Below are 17,681 nucleotides of genomic sequence, written 5' to 3'. Positions count from 1 at the left end.
AGGGCAGTAATGAGTAATGAATATATGATGGGGTTCTGCCAGTTTGGCGGAATCTATCGGAACGGAATAAGATGAATGGGGGTTAAGAGGTGAAGAAGAGGCTTGGAATCGCTTTGGGGGGGATAGTACTCTTGCTCATTGCCTGGCTGGCATTTGACCACTATTACTATTTCTCACCCGGTACCGACCATAGCCGGATTAAGCAGGAAGCGGAAAAGATCCTGCAGAAAGAGGGCCCGAAGCTTTTAAAAAACAACTCGCTGGGTATGAGGCCGGATATGGAGAAAGAAATGAAATGGGTGCAGGTATTGGATATCAGAGAGCTTGGCAGCAAGAGCTATCTGCTGTTTAAGCTGGAATATGGGCTAAAAGGGGCCAATATGGACCGGATGATCTATGAATACGGAGGCGGAAATGGATACATATTGGGATTGCGCCAGGTGGAAAAGAAACTGGGACGTCTCTCCCTGGAAAAAGGCATGGAGTTTGAAACCAATTACTTGTCGGCCAGCCCGGTTGATTGCGGCCTGGATGCCGACGGTATTTTTTACGGCTATTGCAAGAACCCGCAGGTGGCCAAAGTGCGCTTGGAAACAGGGGATGGGAAAATAGTGGAGTGCGAGGCAAAAGACCGCATATTTTTAGCGGCTGTTCCCGGCAAGAATCAGGATATTTCTCCTTTCTTTTTTAATGCTCAGGGCGAAGAGATGGAGCCTTCTTATGGATTTAAGGTGGCTTTTGTCTCCAATGATGAGAAGTACTACCAGCAATATACCAACAGTCCTATGGAATGGTGGAATATGAGTGCCAAGGATATAGGCGCAGGCTCCTTGCCGGCCGGCAGTATGGATGCCGTGTGGGTATTTGCCGACCAGCAACAGGAAGCATTGCAGGGCCAAACGCTTAAAAAGCTTAAGGAATTGGCTGAAGGCGGAGTACCGGTAATATTTATAGAAATGAAAGACAGCAATAAACTGTTGCGGGCTTTCCAGGTCAAGGAAGCGCCGGGTAAGGTTGCGGCTTCGGAAGTGGAAGCCCTCTACCTGGGAAAAGATAAAAGTCAGGAACTGCAGGTTGGGTTTATCGTTTTGGATGAGGATGAGCTCTCCCCCATACTGCAAAAATCCATCAACTTGCGCTACCAGCTGGATGAAGACCAGCAGAAGGTAGCAGGAAAAAAGGCTGCGGCCAGTAAAGCGACAACGGGAGTTAAACAGGGGACTACAGCGGTTCCGGATGCTCCGGCCGCTCCGGCTCCAGTAGGGAGGGTTAAGCCATGAAAAAGATGATGCAATTATCGTTTTCTATATTGCTGGGCCTGTTTCTTCTCCTGGGCAGCCTGCCGCCCGCAACGGCAGAAGCGGCTGGACAGGTGGAGATGACGGCAGAAGCCGGATTCAAGGGCTTTGCCCGCTGGGGTCAGGCTTTTCCCTTGCAGGTAACCCTGGTTAACCCGGGACCGGAAATCCGGGGACGACTGGTGTTTGACACCAATAATAATGAACTCCGAATTCAACAGCAAAAAGAGGTCGTACTTCCAACCGGGAGCAAGAAGAGGGTAAGCATGTTTATCCCGTCCAATTCAGCCACTAATTATGAGATTAAATTGATGGCCGGGGATCAGGAGATGGCCAAATGCAAAAGCCGGGTTACGATTATGCAGCCGCAGGAGATGCTGGTAGGCGTTTTGGCTTCCGGGCCGAGCACTTTGGATTACCTGGGAGGGATCAAGTTTCCTGCTGCCGGGCAGAGAATAAGCGTAACCCACCTGGAAGCCAAAGATATACCGGAAAAAAGCCTGCTCCTGGATAACCTGGATATTCTGGCCTTAAACGACTTCTCCAGTTCCAGCCTGAGCAAGGGGCAATTGAAAGCTATGGAAGACTGGGTGCAAAGAGGGGGAATGCTGGTTCTGGGCGGGGGACCCAACTGGAAGAAGACCTTTTTCGATTTGCCGGGAACTCTCTGGCCGGTGGGTATTTCCGGCACTCGCCAGCTTTCCGCTTTGAGCGGTATGGAAAAACTGGCCGGTGAAAGGCTGGAGGTGAAGAAGCCTTTTATTATCAGCGAGGGCCAACTCCGCTCGGGTAAAGTTTTGTTAAGCTCCGGGGAGATTCCGGTGGTGGTTGAGGATAAACTGGGTCGGGGAAATATTCTTTATCTGGCTTATGACCTGGCCTTGCAACCCTTTGGCAACTGGACGGGAAATAACGCTTTCTGGAGCAATCTCATTTTGCGCATTAACCCGCATCAGATGGCCGGAAGCAGCGGCAGATATGTCAGCAGCGTCCAGGACATGGGCTGGATTTTACGGAACTTTCCGGCCTCCGATCTGCCTTCCGCCGGTTGGCTGGCCCTGGTCTTGCTGGCATATATCGTTCTCCTGGGGCCGGGAATTTACCTTTTCCTCAAAAAATACGACCGCCGGGATTGGGCCTGGGCCTTGATACCTGCTCTGGCGGTGCTGCTATTCAGCATGACTTACCTGGGGGCTTTTAAAGCCAAAGGCCGGGATGTGTTTACCAATGTTATTACCCTGGTTAAACTTCAGCCGGATTTGGACCGGGCGGAGGCCAGTACCTATGCCGGAGTTTTTGCCCCTACCCGGAAAGAGTTTTCCTTTGAATTGCAAGGCCAGCAGGTAGTAGATGTAATCGGCGGGGACATGGGTCATATGATGCGCAGGACGGTTAGTGTAATGGGGGGGAATAACTCCAGCCAATTTCCGCTTTTGGCCACTGTCAGCCAGGACGAGAGAACCCGGGTCAGCTTTGATGATGCCAGCCGCTGGTCCATGCGCTGTATAGCCCTGGACGAAAATATAGAGCAGGCCGGGCGAATCGAAGCCCAGCTGGAAACCAGCCGGGGTAAGATAAAGGGGATCGTAAAGAATAAATCAGACCGGACTCTGTCCAACTGTATCGTCCTCAACCGCTACGGCTACCAGCGTATTTCCAAAATACTTCCCGGCCAGAGCGTGGAGGTGGAATTTGCCCCGCGTTTCAGCCCCAACCGGGGACCGGCTTTTTACCGGGTTTTTGAACGCTACCCGGTATACCGGCCCCGAGGTTATCAAGAAGAGGCCAACTGGGAAAGACAGTGGTCAAGCCAGATTTTGGAGAATGCATCACGCAATGGCCAAATCTTAGATGATGCTATAATGTTCATAGGTTTTTCCAAAGCAGCTGCTTCTCAGGTATTTGTCCCGGAAAACCGGGGGAAGGTCAACTACAACAGTATCTACCTTGCTCCCCTGGAACTAAAGCTGGCTAGCGAAAAAGCTCTGTCCATCCCTCCCGGGATAATTAACGGGCGTTTTACCGCTACTGACGGGCGCAATTTCAACCAGGATCCCTGGGGAATTGGATGTGAAGGGGGATTTCTGGAGTTCGAGCTGGATCTGCCCTTTTCCCGGGAAGAAGTAAAGATAGATGAGTTCAAACTATATGTAGGCTCCAACGATTACCGGCGGGCTTACCTTATGAAGCTGATGGTATACAATTTCCATAAAGGCCGGTGGGAGGATTTAAGCTACCAGCCGGGCGGAATGCTCCTGGCGGATTGGAAGCCTTATGTTTCGGAAAAAGGCTCGCTGCAGGTAAAAGTCGGCAGCGGGGATAAAGGTCCCGGCTATATAAATATTTCCGGTGTTACCCTGAGTCTGGAGGGAGAATATCTTTCCCCGCAGGCGGTCCCGGCAGCTCCGGGGGGCAACAATATGGAAGGAGGGGAATAGCATGCTGCAAGTAGAAGAACTATCCAAAAGTTATGGCAAGTTCCTGGCGGTTGACCGGCTTTCATTTAATGTGGAAGAAGGAGCGATATTTGGTTTTGTGGGACCCAATGGCGCCGGAAAGACCACAACCATGAAGATACTGGCTACTCTGCTGCGCCCCAGCTCGGGCAAGGCCTGGATAGCGGGGGAAGATGTGAGCCAAAACCCTCGCCGTATCCGCCAGCTGGTAGGCTATATGCCCGACTTCTTCGGGGTTTATGATGACCTGAAAGTAGACGAATACCTCGATTTCTACAGTGCCAGTTACCGGATTCCCACCCGGCAGAGAGAAAAAATCATCTCCGATTTGCTGGAGCTGATGGATCTGGAGCATAAAAGGGAGGCTTATGTGGATTCGCTGTCACGGGGCATGAAACAGCGCCTGTGCCTGGCCCGCTGCCTGGTTCACGACCCGGCTCTGCTCATTTTGGATGAACCCGCCTCCGGCCTGGACCCGCGGGCGCGGGTGGAAGTGCGGGAAATCCTTAAGGAACTGAAAAACATGGGCAAAACCATAATTATAAGTTCCCATATATTATCTGAATTAACCGAGCTCTGTACCCATCTGGGTATTATAGAAGCCGGGAAAATGGTAGCCTGCGGCAGTGTCGATGAAATCATGCATCGCAGCCAGTCCGCCCAGGCTATTGAAATCCGGGTTCTGAGCCAGATAGACGAGGCCCTGTTGCTTATAAATAACGAATTAGGATATTCCGCCATCAAACTGGATGAGCAGATGCTGGAATTACCGTTTAATGGAGATGAGAAGGAAATGAACCGCATCCTGACCCATTTGGTTCAGGCCGGTATTCCCCTGGTATCCTTTGCCGAGTCCCAGAGCAATCTGGAGAACATATTCATGCAGCTTACGAAAGGGGTGGTTCAGTAATGAAGAGCCTGGTATTAAACCCGATTCTGGCCAAGGAATTTTGCTCCCGTATGAGGAATTGGAAATCGCCGCTGATGATAAGCCTTTACCTGGCACTGCTGGGCTTGATCACCCTGGCTTATTACTGGATGCAGCAAAAGCGCGGTTTTTATTCCGGTTTCGGTCCGGATGTAGGCCCGCAGATATTTATTATACTGAGTGTTTTTCAACTCTTATTGCTTTCTTTTGTAACCCCGGCCCTGACTGCCGGAGTAATAAACGGGGAACGGGAACGGCAGACCTTTGATCTTTTGCTTTGTACCCGCCTGTCTTCAGCTTCTATTGTCCTGAATAAGCTCCTGTCTTCCATAAGTTATATACTCTTGCTGGTGATTGCTTCCCTGCCGGTCTTTGCTATCGTCTACTTCTTTGGGGGAGTACTGCTGAGTGATATGGGCCGGGTTATCCTGGTATCTCTGGCTACAGCCATTACTTTTGGAGTTATCGGCATCTTCTGCTCAACCCTGTTCAAACGCACCCAGGTTTCCATGGTGGTCAGCTATGTGGTGGTCTTGTTGTTCCTGGTGGGAACCCTGGCTGTAACGGTGTTCTTACAGGGGATAGGGACCGGTCCCAATTCCCAGGTCACGGCCCAGTACTTTTCCTATGCCAATCCCCTGGTAGCCCTTTTCTCCATCTTCCCCAACCAGGCGGCAGGCGTTGGTATTATGAGCAGCTTTCTGGGGGGCTACCGTACTTATGGTTATAATGCCGCCGCCAGCCAGGCTTTGAGCCCCTGGCGGTATAATTTTATTTTTGATGGGGTGTTGATTATAGTCTTGCTCCTGCTTACCGTGTTTTTGCTGGACCCGGTGGGGCGTTTCAAACGCTTGCGGAAAAATCCTGCGGTGGTGGAAACAGAGGCGGAATCGGCACCGGTGCAAGGCTAGGGCTCAACGGCAATCGCTGTTAGTAGATTCAGGATGTGAATAGTATGAAAGTGAGGAGTAAGGGGTGAGGGGTTTAATCCATTTCCTGCTACATCTTACTATTCCAAGGCCTACTAATTCAGGTAGTTGTGACCCCTGGCCATAGAGGGTTCTACTGCTAAAAATTATAATTATGCATGGGCTTGTATAAATATAGCGCTCGCTTCGTATATTTATGCAACCCTTCTGCAACAAAAGAGGTTTTTGCATATTATGAGTTTTAAAGATTACGGGGACAAGAGAATAATTGCAGCCCTGCGGCCGGTACTGCGCAGAATCCAACTGCAGCATTACCTGCATTGGCTGCTGCGGGGGCTGGCCGGAGCTTTGCTCCTATCCGCCTTTTTGCTCCTGCTCTCCTTTTTCTTCCCCTGGGTGGGAGTAAAGCAGCTTTGCCTGTATACCCTGGGAGCGAGCCTGCTTCTGGCTTGGGGTTGGGCTTTTTGGCGGCGCCCGGATTTATGGACCGCAGCCTGTATGAGCGATGCTAAAGGCTTGCAGGAGAGAGTTTCCACCGCTCTGGAATTGTCGGCTGAGGATTCGGAAATGATTCGGCGGCAGCGGCGGGATGCTCGGAAACAACTACAGGCCTTTGATTTCAGGACGGCTTTCCCCTTTATTTTTCCAGCCCGGGAAGGAAAAATCATAACAGTAATCCTGTTGCTGGTAGGGTTATTTTGTTTTTTGCCCAATCCTCAGCAGGCGGAAGTAGATAGAGCAATAGCGGTAAAAAAAGAGATAGTGCGGCAGGAAAAGAAAATTGAAGCCGTGAAAAAGGAAATTCAGGCCAAATCCGGCCCCATCCCGGTAAAGGAATTAGAGAAGACCGTAAGTTCTCTGGAAAAATTGCAAAAGGATTTACAAGAGGCAGGTGATATGAAAAAGGCTCTCAAATCACTGGCCCAGGCGGAGGAAACGCTGGAGCAATTAAGACTGGATAACCTCCGGCAGGGAAGGCTGAATGCGCCAGCTCTGGCTTCGTTTAAGCCCGGACAGGAAAGGCCGGAAGCAGCTACGGAGGATAGTAAAGATAGGGATAATGGGCGGGATGAGCCGAAAGCACCCGGAAGCGAAGGAGAGGAATCTCCCGGTAAAGAAGGGAAAGGCGATTCTTCCAGCGATACGGGAGCCAATGCTGGCTCCAATTCTCTGGAGCCGGTCAATCACGGCGGGTCTGCTTCTAATATTAAGGATAGCGCAGCCACCCGGCAGGAGGGAAGAGCAGCAGCAATGGCCGAGTTGAACCGGGCTTTGCGGGCGGTTCAGAATTCCCGCCAGGCCCTGCTGGCTGCCGGCAGTGCTTCCCCTTCTCAATGGGCATCTTCTCAAGGCTACGGCAGTAATACGGCCGACAGCAGCGGCGGCAGTGGGAACAATACGGCGGGCCCTAGCGCCGGCAGTAGTGGTAGCGGGGCTCAAGGCGGAGCCAACAGCGCTGCGCCGGATAGTTGCAGTTCGGGTTCCGGTGCGGGCGGGGGTACCTGAAGCTCTGCTTCCTCTGCTGGACAGCAGGGGGCAGGAAATAACGGCAGTTCAGGCGGCAGTGGACAGCAAGGCGGGCAGCAGGGCAGTGGGCAAGGCAGCGGCAGCGGGGCCGGACTGGGCAGCGGCAGCGGCAATAATTCTTCCCTGGGCCAATCTTCTTCCTCGCCGGAGCCGGGAGCCGGTGACCTGGCGGTAATGAAGTGGGGGGACTATGAAAAGATATATGACCCGCAGCGAATCGGGCGAAGCGGAGAGATATCCCAGGTGCGGGGCCAGGCCGGTGAGGGGCCCCAGCAGCTGATAGAAACCGATGATCCCGCCATAATGCCGGGGAGTATGCGGCCTTATCGGGAAGTTTTGGCCGAGTATAGCCAGGCAGCCCGGGAATCGCTGGATCGCCAGCCCATTCCCTCCGGTATGACGAAAGTGGTTAAAAACTATTTTTCCTCCCTGGAGGAATAAAGTGGAAGACGGAATGCGGAAGACGGAATGGACGTAATAGTTTAACCATCGTTAAACAATCATTCAACCATTGTTCAACTACGGCTAAACTATCGTTCATCGTTAGTGGTTGCGATCCCCGGCCACGGGGCAATTAGTAAGGATATAGCGTACAAGGGGGGCCAGGAAGTGGATATTGATGAATTCGTAGATAAAGCCAGGCAGATCGAGGCTGAAATAGCCCGCGTGATGGTGGGGCAGAAGCAGATAATAAGGCACAGCCTTATTGCCTTGCTGGCCGGGGGGAATGTTCTCCTGGAGGGCGTTCCCGGTTTGGGGAAGACCATGCTGGTGAAGACCTTGAGTCAGGTGCTTTCCCTGGACTTCAAACGGGTGCAGTTCACCCCTGACCTGATGCCGGCGGACATAGTTGGAACCAGCATAATTTCCGAGGATGCCGAAGGCCGCCGGGCTTTTCAGTTTCAGCCGGGGCCGGTATTCGCCAATATCGTACTGGCGGACGAAATCAACCGCGCCACGCCCAAAACGCAGAGTGCCTTGCTGGAAGCTATGCAGGAGAGAACCGTAACCGCCGGGGGCAAGACCCGTAAATTGCCGCATCCCTTTTTTGTGCTGGCGACCCAGAATCCCCTGGAGATGGAAGGCACCTATCCCTTGCCCGAGGCGCAGACCGACCGCTTTTTGTTTAAATTGCTGGTGGAATTTCCCGCGGAAGAGGAACTGGCCGCTATTATAAGCCGGGATATGGCTTCGGACCCCGGGGATTTGGAGCGGATAGCCAGCGGGGAAGAAGTTCTGGCCATGCGGGATATCGCTGCCGGGGTGCCGGTGGCCGAGCGGGTGAACCGGCGCATAGTAAAGCTGGTTTTGGCCAGTCATCCGGACAGTCCTTACGCCCCGGAAATAGTCAGAAAATATGTACGCTACGGAGCTTCGCCCCGCGCGGGGCAGGCTTTGCTGGCTGGTGCCCGGGTTCGGGCTTTGATGGAGGGACGCTATAATGTTGCCTTTGCTGATATTGAGGAACTGGCCTACCCGGTTTTGCGTCATCGCATCATCCTGAACTTTGAAGGTGAGGCCGAGGGGATCAAGATAGATGACTTGATTGGCGAGCTCCTGGCCGCTACCAATGATGAACGATAGTTGAACGATGGTGGGTGCGCTACCACAATAGCGATCGCAGAGAGAATCAGGCGTATCCGACAGGGTGAAGGGTAAGGAGGACCTTTTCTTAAGGGGTTATTATGAAAAATATATTTGATGAGGATTTTTTAAAGCGCCTGGAGCATTTGCGCCTGGTAAGCCGGAAAATGCGGGCGGGTAAAAACAGTGGGGAAAGGCGTTCACCGCTTAAAGGACAATCGGTGGAATTCGCCGACTTTCGCAATTATTCCAGCGGCGATGATTTTCGTTATATTGATTGGAATAGTTACGCCCGTACGGAAAAACTCTTTGTAAAACTGTTTATGGAAGAGCAGGATCTGCTCTTAAATATATTTATTGATGTCAGCAAGTCTATGTCCTGGGGGGAGCCTCCCAAAGAGCGGCTGGCCTTGCAGTTGGCTGCTGCTTTTTCCTATTTGGCTCTGGCGGCTTATGACCGGGTAGCCATCGCCGCCTGCTCTGAGCAACTCGCTGCCTATCAGGCCCCCTTGCGGGGGAAAACCGGCATAGACCAGGCCTGGACTTTCCTGGGGCAGCTTTCTTTCGCCGGCAGCACCAATTTGAACCAGGCCTTACGCGAGTATGGCCGCTTTTCTCGCGGTCCCGGGGTTGCTTTGCTTATATCCGACCTCCTGTCTCCCCACGGCTTTCACGATGGGGTCAAATTCCTCCAGTACCTGCGGCAGGAAGTTATAGTTTTGCAATTGCTGGCCCCGGAGGAAATCAACCCGACCCTGCATGGAGACTGGCGGCTTTTGGACAGTGAAAGCGGTGAAAGCCGGGAAATCAGTGCCAGCTCGCGTTTACTCAAGGCCTACCGGAAGAAGCTGGATGATTTTACCGAGGCGAACCGTGACTTCTGTTTCCGGCGGGGGATAGGATTTCTGCAGGTCAGCAGTGCCACCCCTTTCGAAGAGCTGATTTTACAACTGCTTCCCCGGGCGGGAATACTTGCTTAAAAAGCTCGTCAGTCAATACCTCTCACTTTACAATATGGGGAGGAGAGAATTTTGTCCTTGCTTAACCCGGCAGGCCTTGGCTTTGCCGCTATAATTCCGCTAATAATTCTGCTATATCTCCTTAAAAGGCGTTTTCAGGAAAAAGTTATTTCCAGTACCTACCTCTGGGAAGAAGTCTTGAAGGATATGGAGGCCACTACCCCCTGGCAGCGTTTGAAGAAGAATCTGCTGCTTTTCCTGCAGCTGCTGGCAGCCGTCTTGCTGGTAATGGCCCTGAGCCGCCCTTACCTTCCGGTGGCTGGGGGCTTGGAGAAGCAGCTGCTGGTAGTACTTGATGCTTCCGCCAGCATGATGGCCAGTGATGTGACGCCATCACGCTGGGGAATGGCCCAAAAAGAGGTGGAGAAGCTTATCGACCGGCTGGGCCCGGGGGAGAAAATGACCCTTATCAAAATGGGAGAGCAACCGGAAGTCCTGCAGGCGGCGAGCGGCGACAAGAATGAGCTGCGCCGGGCCTTGCGGGATGCGCAACTGGAGACGGGGCGGGCCGACCTGGAAGCAGCCCTATCCTTAATTGCTTCACTTAGTCGCGATTCCCGAGATATTATGTTGCTTATAGTCAGCGATGGCAAAACCTTGCCAATGGAGCATGACCCCGGAATCAAATGCCCGGTGGAGTTTATTCAAATTGGCCGGGGGAGTGACAACCTGGCCATTACCACCCTGGCTACCCGTCGGGACTCAGGGCAGGTTCTGGCCTTGGCCCGGGTGCAGAATTTTGGCGAAAAGGCGGTAGTAAGCGATATTGAACTCCGGGTCGATGGGGAACTGTTCGATATCAGGGAAATAAAGCTGGAAGCAGAAGGAGCCCGAGAGATAATCTGGGAGGATTTGCCCGCTGGGGCAGAGAGTATTCAGGCTATTTTGCAGCGGCCTGATTTCCTGCCGGCTGATAACGAAGCCTGGGCAGTGGTGGAGGAATTAACGGAGAACCGGGCCCTACTGGTAAGCCAGGGTAACCTTTTCCTGGAAAAGGCTTTAAACCTCCTGCCGGGATTGGAATTATTCAAAACCAGTCCCGCTGAATACGACCCCGCTCTCGCTGATTACCAGTTGTTTATCTTTGACAGCTGGCTGCCCGCCGGCCTGCCCCAGGCCAGTATTATAATAGTCAATCCCCCGCCGGGCAATCCCTGGCTGGCCATAAACGGTGAAGCCAAAAACCTCAGCGGGATAAAAGCCGCCGGGGAGGATTCCAACCTGCGCTATATCGATAGCAGTGACTGGCAGGTAGCCCGGAGCCAGAAGCTGCTTTGCCCGGATTGGGCCAGAACTCTATTGGAAAGCGAAGGTGTTCCTCTATTGCTGGCCGGCCAGTTATCGGGCCGGGTGGCCATTTTCTCTTTTGACTTGCACGAGAGCAATATCCCTTTGCAAACTGGTTTCCCCATCCTGGTGCACAATTTAGTGGGCTGGCTGTTGCCCGGGAATGCCGGAGCAAGTTTTGATCTGAATCGCAGTCGCATCAGCTTTGACCCCCATCCGGAAGCAGAAGCGATATACCTGCAGAGGCCGGGAGAAAAAGAAGAGCGATATTTACCTCCTTTTCCGCGTTCTTTCAGCGCCAGTCATCCGGGTCTGTACCAAATAAACCAGGTTCTGGGCGATAGGATAGAAAGCAATTTTCTGGCCAGGAACCAGGGTGACCCTCTGGAATCAGATATAAAGCCAGCCACCCTGCCCTGGCAGGCCTTTGAAGCTGAAAGCAGGGGCGGGGGGGAGCGGCTGGGCAAAAAAGAACTCTGGCCCTGGCTGTGCTGGGCGGTTTTACTCTTGCTCCTGCTGGAATGGGAGGTGTACCGCCGTGGCTATTAATTTTAGTCACCCCCTTTTATTGCTTATAATTCCCCTGGCTTTCTTCCCGCTTTATCTCTGGTACCGCGATTCCGGGCATTTGCCTGCTTTTCGGCGCAATCTGGCCTTATTGTTAAGAAGCCTTCTGCTTTTAAGTCTCATACTGGCCCTGGCCGGGCTGGAACTGCGGTTTCCACTGGAGCGGCAGAGTGTGGTCTTTGCCGTGGATCTTTCCGCCAGTTGCGAAAACAGCCGGGAAGCGGCGGAAAACTTCATCAGGGAAGCCTTGAAGCATAAGAAAGCGGACGACCAGGCGGGGGTAGTGGTATTTGGCGGCAATGCCCTGGTGGACCAGAGCCTTAGCGACAGCAGCCGTTTGCATCCTATTGAAAGCCTGGTGGACCGGAACTACAGCAAGCCGGAGCAGGCCTTGAAGCTGGCTGACGCTCTGATGCCCGATAGTTTTTCGCGGCGGGTGGTGCTGCTCTCCGATGGACGCCAGAATGATGGCGACGCCTTGAAAGAAGCAGCTTACCTGGCCGAGAAGAAGATACGGCTTGACTTGCTTCCCCTGGAAAGCAGCCCCACCCGGGACGCGCGGGTGAAGAGCCTGGAAGTTCCTCAGAGTCTTTTTGCCGGGGAAAATTTTCCGCTTAAAGTGGGGATAGAGAGCAATTTTGCCACCACCGCCCGGCTTCGTCTATACCAGGATCAGGAATTGATCGGAGAGGAGGAAGTCAAACTCCGGCAGGGGGAAAATATGCTGCTTTATTCCTCCGTTTTGGATGAAGCCGGGTTTCACAGCTTCCAGGCCAGTATCGAAGTGGAGCAGGATGGGGTGGCGGATAACAACGAAGCCTATGCCTTTAGCATGGTTCAGGGTCCGCCCCGGCTGCTTCTGGTAGAAGGGAAAAAAGGAGAAGCCCGGGGCCTGGAAGCGGTACTCTCCTCACTGAATATGGACTATGACCTGCTATCCCCGCGGGAACTGCCGGCAAGTTTGACCGAACTGCAGCGCTACGGACTGATGATTCTCTGCAATGTACCGGCGGAAGATCTCCGGGCCGAAGCCATGCAAGCTGTACATACGGCGGTCAGGGACCTGGGCAAAGGATTAATAATGGTGGGCGGAGAGGACAGTTTCGGACCAGGAGGATATTTCAACACCCCGGTGGAGAAAGCTCTGCCGGTATATATGGATTTACGGGGAAAGAAGGAGATACCCAGCCTGGGTTTGGTTCTGGTTATCGATAAGTCCGGCAGCATGTCGGAGAGCAGCGGCGGTTACAGCAAGGTGGAACTGGCCAAAGAAGCCGCCATTCAGGCCACCAGTATTTTGGGGCCGCTGGATATGGCTGGGGTAGTAGCCTTTGATGATACAGCTCAAATGGTGGTGGAATTTCAAGCGGTTAAAGACAAGGATGCCATACAGGATGATATTGCCACCATCCGGGCTGACGGGGGCACCAGCATTTATCCCGCCCTGGCCCTGGCTTATGCGGCCCTTAAAGATGCCCATACCAAATTCAAACACATCATACTGCTCACCGATGGGCAGTCGGCCAGTACCGGGGATTATTATTTTCTGAGCCGGAGAATGGCCCGGGCGGGGATAACCATGTCCACGGTGGCCGTAGGTGAGGGGGCGGACACCCTCTTGCTGGAACAACTGGCGGCATGGGGCCAGGGCCGGTATTATTTCAGTGATGAAATCTCCAATATTCCCCGCATATTTACCAAAGAAACCATGAAGGCCATAAAGAGTTATCTGGTAGAGGAAAGCTTTTTCCCCGTATTGACGGCGGAAAGCCCGCTAATGGATGGCATCTCCGCCGTGCCGGTGCTGGAAGGCTATGTGGCCACCACGCCCAAGAAGGCGGCCCAGGTGGTTTTGTCCAGCCATCGCCAGGACCCGGTGCTGGCCCAGTGGCAGTATGGACTGGGGCGTTCCATCGCCTTCACCACTGATGGTGGTTGGCGCTGGTCCAGTGCCTGGACGGCCTGGGGAGATTACAATCATTTCTGGGGCAACCTCATTTCCTGGACCCTGCCCCGCAGCCAGCAGGATGCCAGGCTAGAGCTCAAAACCAGTCGGGAGGGCCGGCAAGGTCTGATTCAGGTAGATTCCCGCGAGCTCTCCCTTTCTTTGCCCAGTGAGGCGGTAGTGGTAGACCCGGAACTGAAGGCGCAGAAGATTAAACTGGAACCGGTAGCTCCGGGAAGATATGAGGGAAGATTCTCCACCGGTGAACCAGGGGTCTATTTTATAAATGTTACCCAGCAAGGAAGCGAAGGTGAACTGAGGTCGGCCAGCGGCGGGATAACCCTGGCCTATTCCCCTGAATATGCCGAGAGCGGCAGCGATAAAAAATTCCTGCAGGCCCTGGCGCAAGCGGGAGGCGGCAGCATAATAAGTGAGCCCCGCGAAGCCTTTGCTCCCAACCTGCCTGTCGCCCACGGTGTACGGGAACTCTGGCCCTGGTTCTTGATGCTGGCAGCTTTGCTGCTTCCCCTGGATATTGCCAACCGCCGCCTGGCCTATAATTTAAGTGACCTGCAAGCCTGGTGGCAGCGGTGGAAAAAACCAGAGGGGACTGCTTTAACCTCCACCCCGGCGGCGGTTACTTTTAATCGCCTGCGCCAGCGGAAAGATGATTTAAATGAACAGGAAAGACAAAGGTCGAGCGGAAGGCAGCTTATTGGGGATGAAGGCCGTGGCAAGCCGGAGAAGGCCTCGATCCCAATTCGGGAAGGGAGCGAAAAGGATAAAGCTCTGGAAAAGGATAAAGTACAGAAAACAATGCAGGATAAAGATGGGATGTCCCGCTTGCTGGCGGCCAAGCAGCGGGCCAGAAAATAAGCGGTGGCACTCCTGATGCTCCCTTCGATTGTTTTTAGGGTTGCTGAGTGGTATATTTATACAACCAATGAATATTAATAACTTTTGCAGTAGAATCAAGAAGCAGCAGAGTAAAAAGGGGATAAAACATCCCCGGCCAAATTTTTAGAGGAGCTGATCCTTTGCCAAACGAGGTACTACTTAGTCTAAGTGATATCAGCAAAACTTACACCATGGGTGAAGTTAAGGTAGAGGCCTTAAAATCAACTTCTCTGGAAATATACCGGGGGGAACTCTTGGTTATCCTGGGCCCCAGCGGTTCCGGCAAAAGCACCCTCCTGAACCTGATTGGGGGAATAGATACACCCTCCAGCGGGCAAATGCTTTTTGGCCAGCAACTGCTAAGCAATGGTCGTGAAAAGGCCTTAACCCGTTACCGGAGGCAGGAGGTAGGATTCGTCTTCCAATTTTATAATTTGATAGCCGACCTGACCGCAGCTGAAAATGTAGCTCTGGCGGCGGAACTGGTAGCAGAACCCCTGGCGGTTGATGATGTCTTGCGGGATGTAAATCTATGGGAACGACAGGATCATTTCCCTTCCCAGCTAAGCGGCGGGGAACAGCAGCGGGTAGCCATTGCCCGGGCGATGGTTAAGAGTCCCCCATTGCTCTTATGTGATGAACCCACCGGAGCTCTGGATTATGAAACCGGTAAAATGGTACTAAGGCTCTTGCGGGATATCCAGAAAAATCATGCCAGTACGGTAATTATTGTTACGCATAATACCGCCATTGCCGATATGGCCGACCGGGTGCTGCGTATGCGCAGCGGCTTGGTGGCGGAAATTGTTATAAATGAAAATCCCCTGCCGCCGGAAAGGATTGAGTGGTAATGACTATCCTCACCCGCAGATTATTTCGAACCATTCAGGCTGGCCGGGGGCAGTTCCTGGCTCTGGTGTTGATTGTCACTCTGGGGGTGATAATATACATTGGCATGAGCAGCTCTTATAATAATTTAAGCCGCTCGCAGCAACAGTTTTACCAGGATTATGCTTTTGCTGATTATACTTTCCAGGTAGTCAAGGCGCCGGAATCGATAGTGGCGAGGGTGGAGGCTTTGCCTGGAGTGCTCAATGCCAGCGGGCGTATTCAAAAGGATGTTCCTATTATTAAAGAAGGCCAGGAGAGGATAACCGGTCGTTTGACGGGCTACTCCCTGCCCATGGAGAATGAGCTTAACCGCCTGCACCTCCTGTCAGGCCGCCAGCTTGAACCGACAGCTTCGGGGAAGGTTGCTGTATTGCTTGACCCGCAGTATGCCCGGGCTAACCTACTGGCCCCGGGTCAGGATATGGAGATTATTGCTGATGGCAAGAAAGTAAGCCTGGCAGTCATTGGTACCGCCACCAGCCCGGAATTTATCTATCCCATGAAAGATGCGGGTTCGCTTTTCCCGGAACCGGAACGATTTGGGATTTTAATGCTTTCTCAGCTACAGGCCCAGCAGATACTGGGCTTACCCGGGCAGATTAACCAGCTACTGGTGGATTTGGCCCCCGGAGTAGATGAAGAAAAAATTAAGGAGCAGGTGGAGAAGATACTGGCGCCTTACGGGAATATCACCAGCTACCCGCGCAAGGATCAGTCCAGCCATCTTGTATTGCAAGCAGAATTGGACGGAATAAAGCTTTTTGCTCTCACTTTGCCTTTCATCTTTTTCCTGGTGGCGGCCGGGATACAGTTCATTATTCTAACTCGACTGATTCGTTCCCAGCGACTGCCCATTGGTGTCATGAAGGCACTGGGTTTCGATAACTGCCGGATAATGTGGCATTATACTTCTTATGGGCTGGCGGTTGGTTTGGTGGCAGCGATTCTGGGTACTGGCCTGGGCATAGCTTTGACTGCAGTTTTAAATAATCTTTATGCCCAGTTTTTCAATTTGCCTAACATGACTAATGAAATAAATTTCCGGGTGGTGCTGTATAGTTTCCTGATTACTTCTCTGGTAGGTATAGCTTCCGGATTCTTTGCTTCCCGTTCGGTAATCCGCATCAACCCGGCAGAGGCTATGCGTACCCAGCCTCCTTCCTCGGGACGGCGTACCCCCTTGGAGAGCTGGTACTGGTTTTGGCAGCAGTTAAGCAGTAGTTGGAAAATGAGCCTGCGCTCCATATTCCGCAACCGGGGACGATTTGCCGTAAGCGTTTTGGGGATTATAAGTTCCGTGGTGCTGCTGGTTTTTTCCTGCTTTTCCCTTGATGCTACCGATTATCTCATGAACCAGAACTTTGAACAGATAAACCGCTATGATTACATGATTCGTTTTACCGAACCGGTAAAATATTCGGAGATTTTGGACTGGACTCGCTGGAATGAAGTACAGCGTATGGAGCCTATGATGGAAGTGCCGGTAAAACTTCATGCCGGGGGAGAGTCCAAGGACGAAGTCTTGCTGGGAATGACTCCTTCCAATCGCTTGAAACGGGTTTATGATAAACTGGGGCAGGAGCGGCAAATTCCTGAAGAGGGTATCCTTCTGGGCAAGCGGGTGGCTGACAAGCTGGGTCTGCAGGTGGGAGATGAAGTAGTGGTGGAGACCACGCTGGGGATTGGACCTTCCCGCAGCTCGCGTCTGACCATAATGGGTATAAACGAACCCATGACCGGCAGTGGCTCTTATGTATCGCTTGCTACTGCCAATAGCCTGCTAGAAGAGCAAGAACTGGCCAGTGCGGTACTTTTGAAGCTCGACGCCGCCCGGATGCCATCGGTGGAGAATCGCTTGCAGGAAATGAGCCGGGTAGCTTCGGTAAGCAGTCCTGCCCGGGAGCGGGAGACCTTTGAGCAACTTATGGGAACTACCACTACTTCGATTGCGATAATGATTCTCTTTGCCGGGCTGCTGGGATTGGCTATTATTTATAATAGCTCGGTAATGACCTTTAATGAGCGCCAGCGGGAACTGGCTTCCCTGAGGGTTTTGGGCTATTCACGGGGGGAAGTGTCAGGCCTGTTGCGCAAGGAAACCTGGATGCAAGCCTTACTGGGTATTGCTCTGGGATTACCTGCCGGCAAGGCTGCGGGGGCGGCTTACATAGCCAGCGCCAGTACTGAGCTTTATAGCTTTCCGGTAATCATATATCCCCGCACTTATTTTATTGTTGCCGGGCTGGCATTATTTTTTGTCTGGATCGGGCAGCAGTTGGCCATCCGCAAAGTAGAGCGGTTGGATATGGTAGAAGCGTTGAAAAACCAGGATTAAAGAGGAGGTTAAAAGCAG

The 17,681-nt window shown here is 52.8% G+C and carries 13 protein-coding genes; all 13 read left to right on the top strand.

Translation table 11 applies throughout. From position 1 onward, the window contains the following. The first annotated feature begins 89 nt into the window (after positions 1–89). The 13 genes from AWB54_RS09250 to AWB54_RS09190 all read left to right on the top strand — a co-directional run bounded on the left by AWB54_RS09250 (position 90) and on the right by AWB54_RS09190 (position 17,663). Entirely contained in the window at positions 90–1,280 is a 1,191-nt protein-coding gene (locus AWB54_RS09250) for a hypothetical protein (RefSeq protein ID WP_061214326.1), read from the top strand. After that, positions 1,277–3,736, top strand: coding sequence for a DUF7408 domain-containing protein (locus AWB54_RS09245; RefSeq protein WP_061214325.1), 2,460 nt, complete (start codon positions 1,277–1,279; stop codon positions 3,734–3,736). The genes AWB54_RS09250 and AWB54_RS09245 overlap by 4 nt, the downstream gene beginning before the upstream one ends. A 1-nt stretch (position 3,737) precedes the next feature. Continuing rightward, entirely contained in the window at positions 3,738–4,664 is a 927-nt protein-coding gene (locus AWB54_RS09240; protein ID WP_061214324.1) for an ABC transporter ATP-binding protein, read from the top strand. Continuing rightward, positions 4,664–5,593, top strand: a complete 930-nt coding sequence (locus tag AWB54_RS09235; protein ID WP_061214323.1) for an ABC transporter permease — start codon at positions 4,664–4,666, stop codon at positions 5,591–5,593. Before AWB54_RS09240 ends, AWB54_RS09235 begins: the two co-directional genes overlap by 1 nt. A 252-nt stretch (positions 5,594–5,845) precedes the next feature. Beyond that, positions 5,846–7,117: a hypothetical protein gene (locus AWB54_RS09230; RefSeq protein WP_061214322.1), complete on the top strand. Its 1,272-nt coding sequence runs from the start codon at positions 5,846–5,848 to the stop codon at positions 7,115–7,117. Beyond that, entirely contained in the window at positions 7,098–7,313 is a 216-nt protein-coding gene (locus AWB54_RS09225) for a hypothetical protein (protein WP_061214321.1), read from the top strand. Before AWB54_RS09230 ends, AWB54_RS09225 begins: the two co-directional genes overlap by 20 nt. Then, complete coding sequence (locus tag AWB54_RS09220) at positions 7,313–7,579, top strand: hypothetical protein (protein ID WP_061214320.1); 267 nt, start codon at positions 7,313–7,315, stop codon at positions 7,577–7,579. Before AWB54_RS09225 ends, AWB54_RS09220 begins: the two co-directional genes overlap by 1 nt. A gap of 168 nt (positions 7,580–7,747) precedes the next feature. Further along, positions 7,748–8,722, top strand: coding sequence for an AAA family ATPase (locus AWB54_RS09215; RefSeq protein ID WP_082736125.1), 975 nt, complete (start codon positions 7,748–7,750; stop codon positions 8,720–8,722). Positions 8,723–8,823: 101 nt separating this feature from the next. Next, entirely contained in the window at positions 8,824–9,702 is an 879-nt protein-coding gene (locus tag AWB54_RS09210) for a DUF58 domain-containing protein (protein ID WP_061214319.1), read from the top strand. Between the two features lie 51 nt (positions 9,703–9,753). Next, a complete protein-coding gene (locus tag AWB54_RS09205; RefSeq protein WP_061214318.1) occupies positions 9,754–11,577 on the top strand; it encodes a vWA domain-containing protein in 1,824 nt (607 codons plus the stop codon). Then, on the top strand, positions 11,567–14,416 hold the full coding sequence (locus AWB54_RS09200) for a VWA domain-containing protein (protein ID WP_061214317.1): 2,850 nt from the start codon (positions 11,567–11,569) through the stop codon (positions 14,414–14,416). The genes AWB54_RS09205 and AWB54_RS09200 overlap by 11 nt, the downstream gene beginning before the upstream one ends. Positions 14,417–14,577: 161 nt before the next feature. After that, on the top strand, positions 14,578–15,288 hold the full coding sequence (locus AWB54_RS09195) for an ABC transporter ATP-binding protein (RefSeq protein ID WP_061214316.1): 711 nt from the start codon (positions 14,578–14,580) through the stop codon (positions 15,286–15,288). Beyond that, a complete protein-coding gene (locus AWB54_RS09190) occupies positions 15,288–17,663 on the top strand; it encodes an ABC transporter permease (protein WP_061214315.1) in 2,376 nt (791 codons plus the stop codon). The genes AWB54_RS09195 and AWB54_RS09190 overlap by 1 nt, the downstream gene beginning before the upstream one ends. The last annotated feature ends 18 nt before the right edge of the window (positions 17,664–17,681 follow it).

Origin of the sequence: Syntrophomonas wolfei subsp. methylbutyratica, from assembly GCF_001570625.1 — a bacterium.
GTDB classification, from domain to species: domain Bacteria; phylum Bacillota; class Syntrophomonadia; order Syntrophomonadales; family Syntrophomonadaceae; genus Syntrophomonas; species Syntrophomonas methylbutyratica.
Note: the sequence above shows the minus strand (reverse complement) of the source record. Positions and strands in the feature narration are given on the sequence as shown.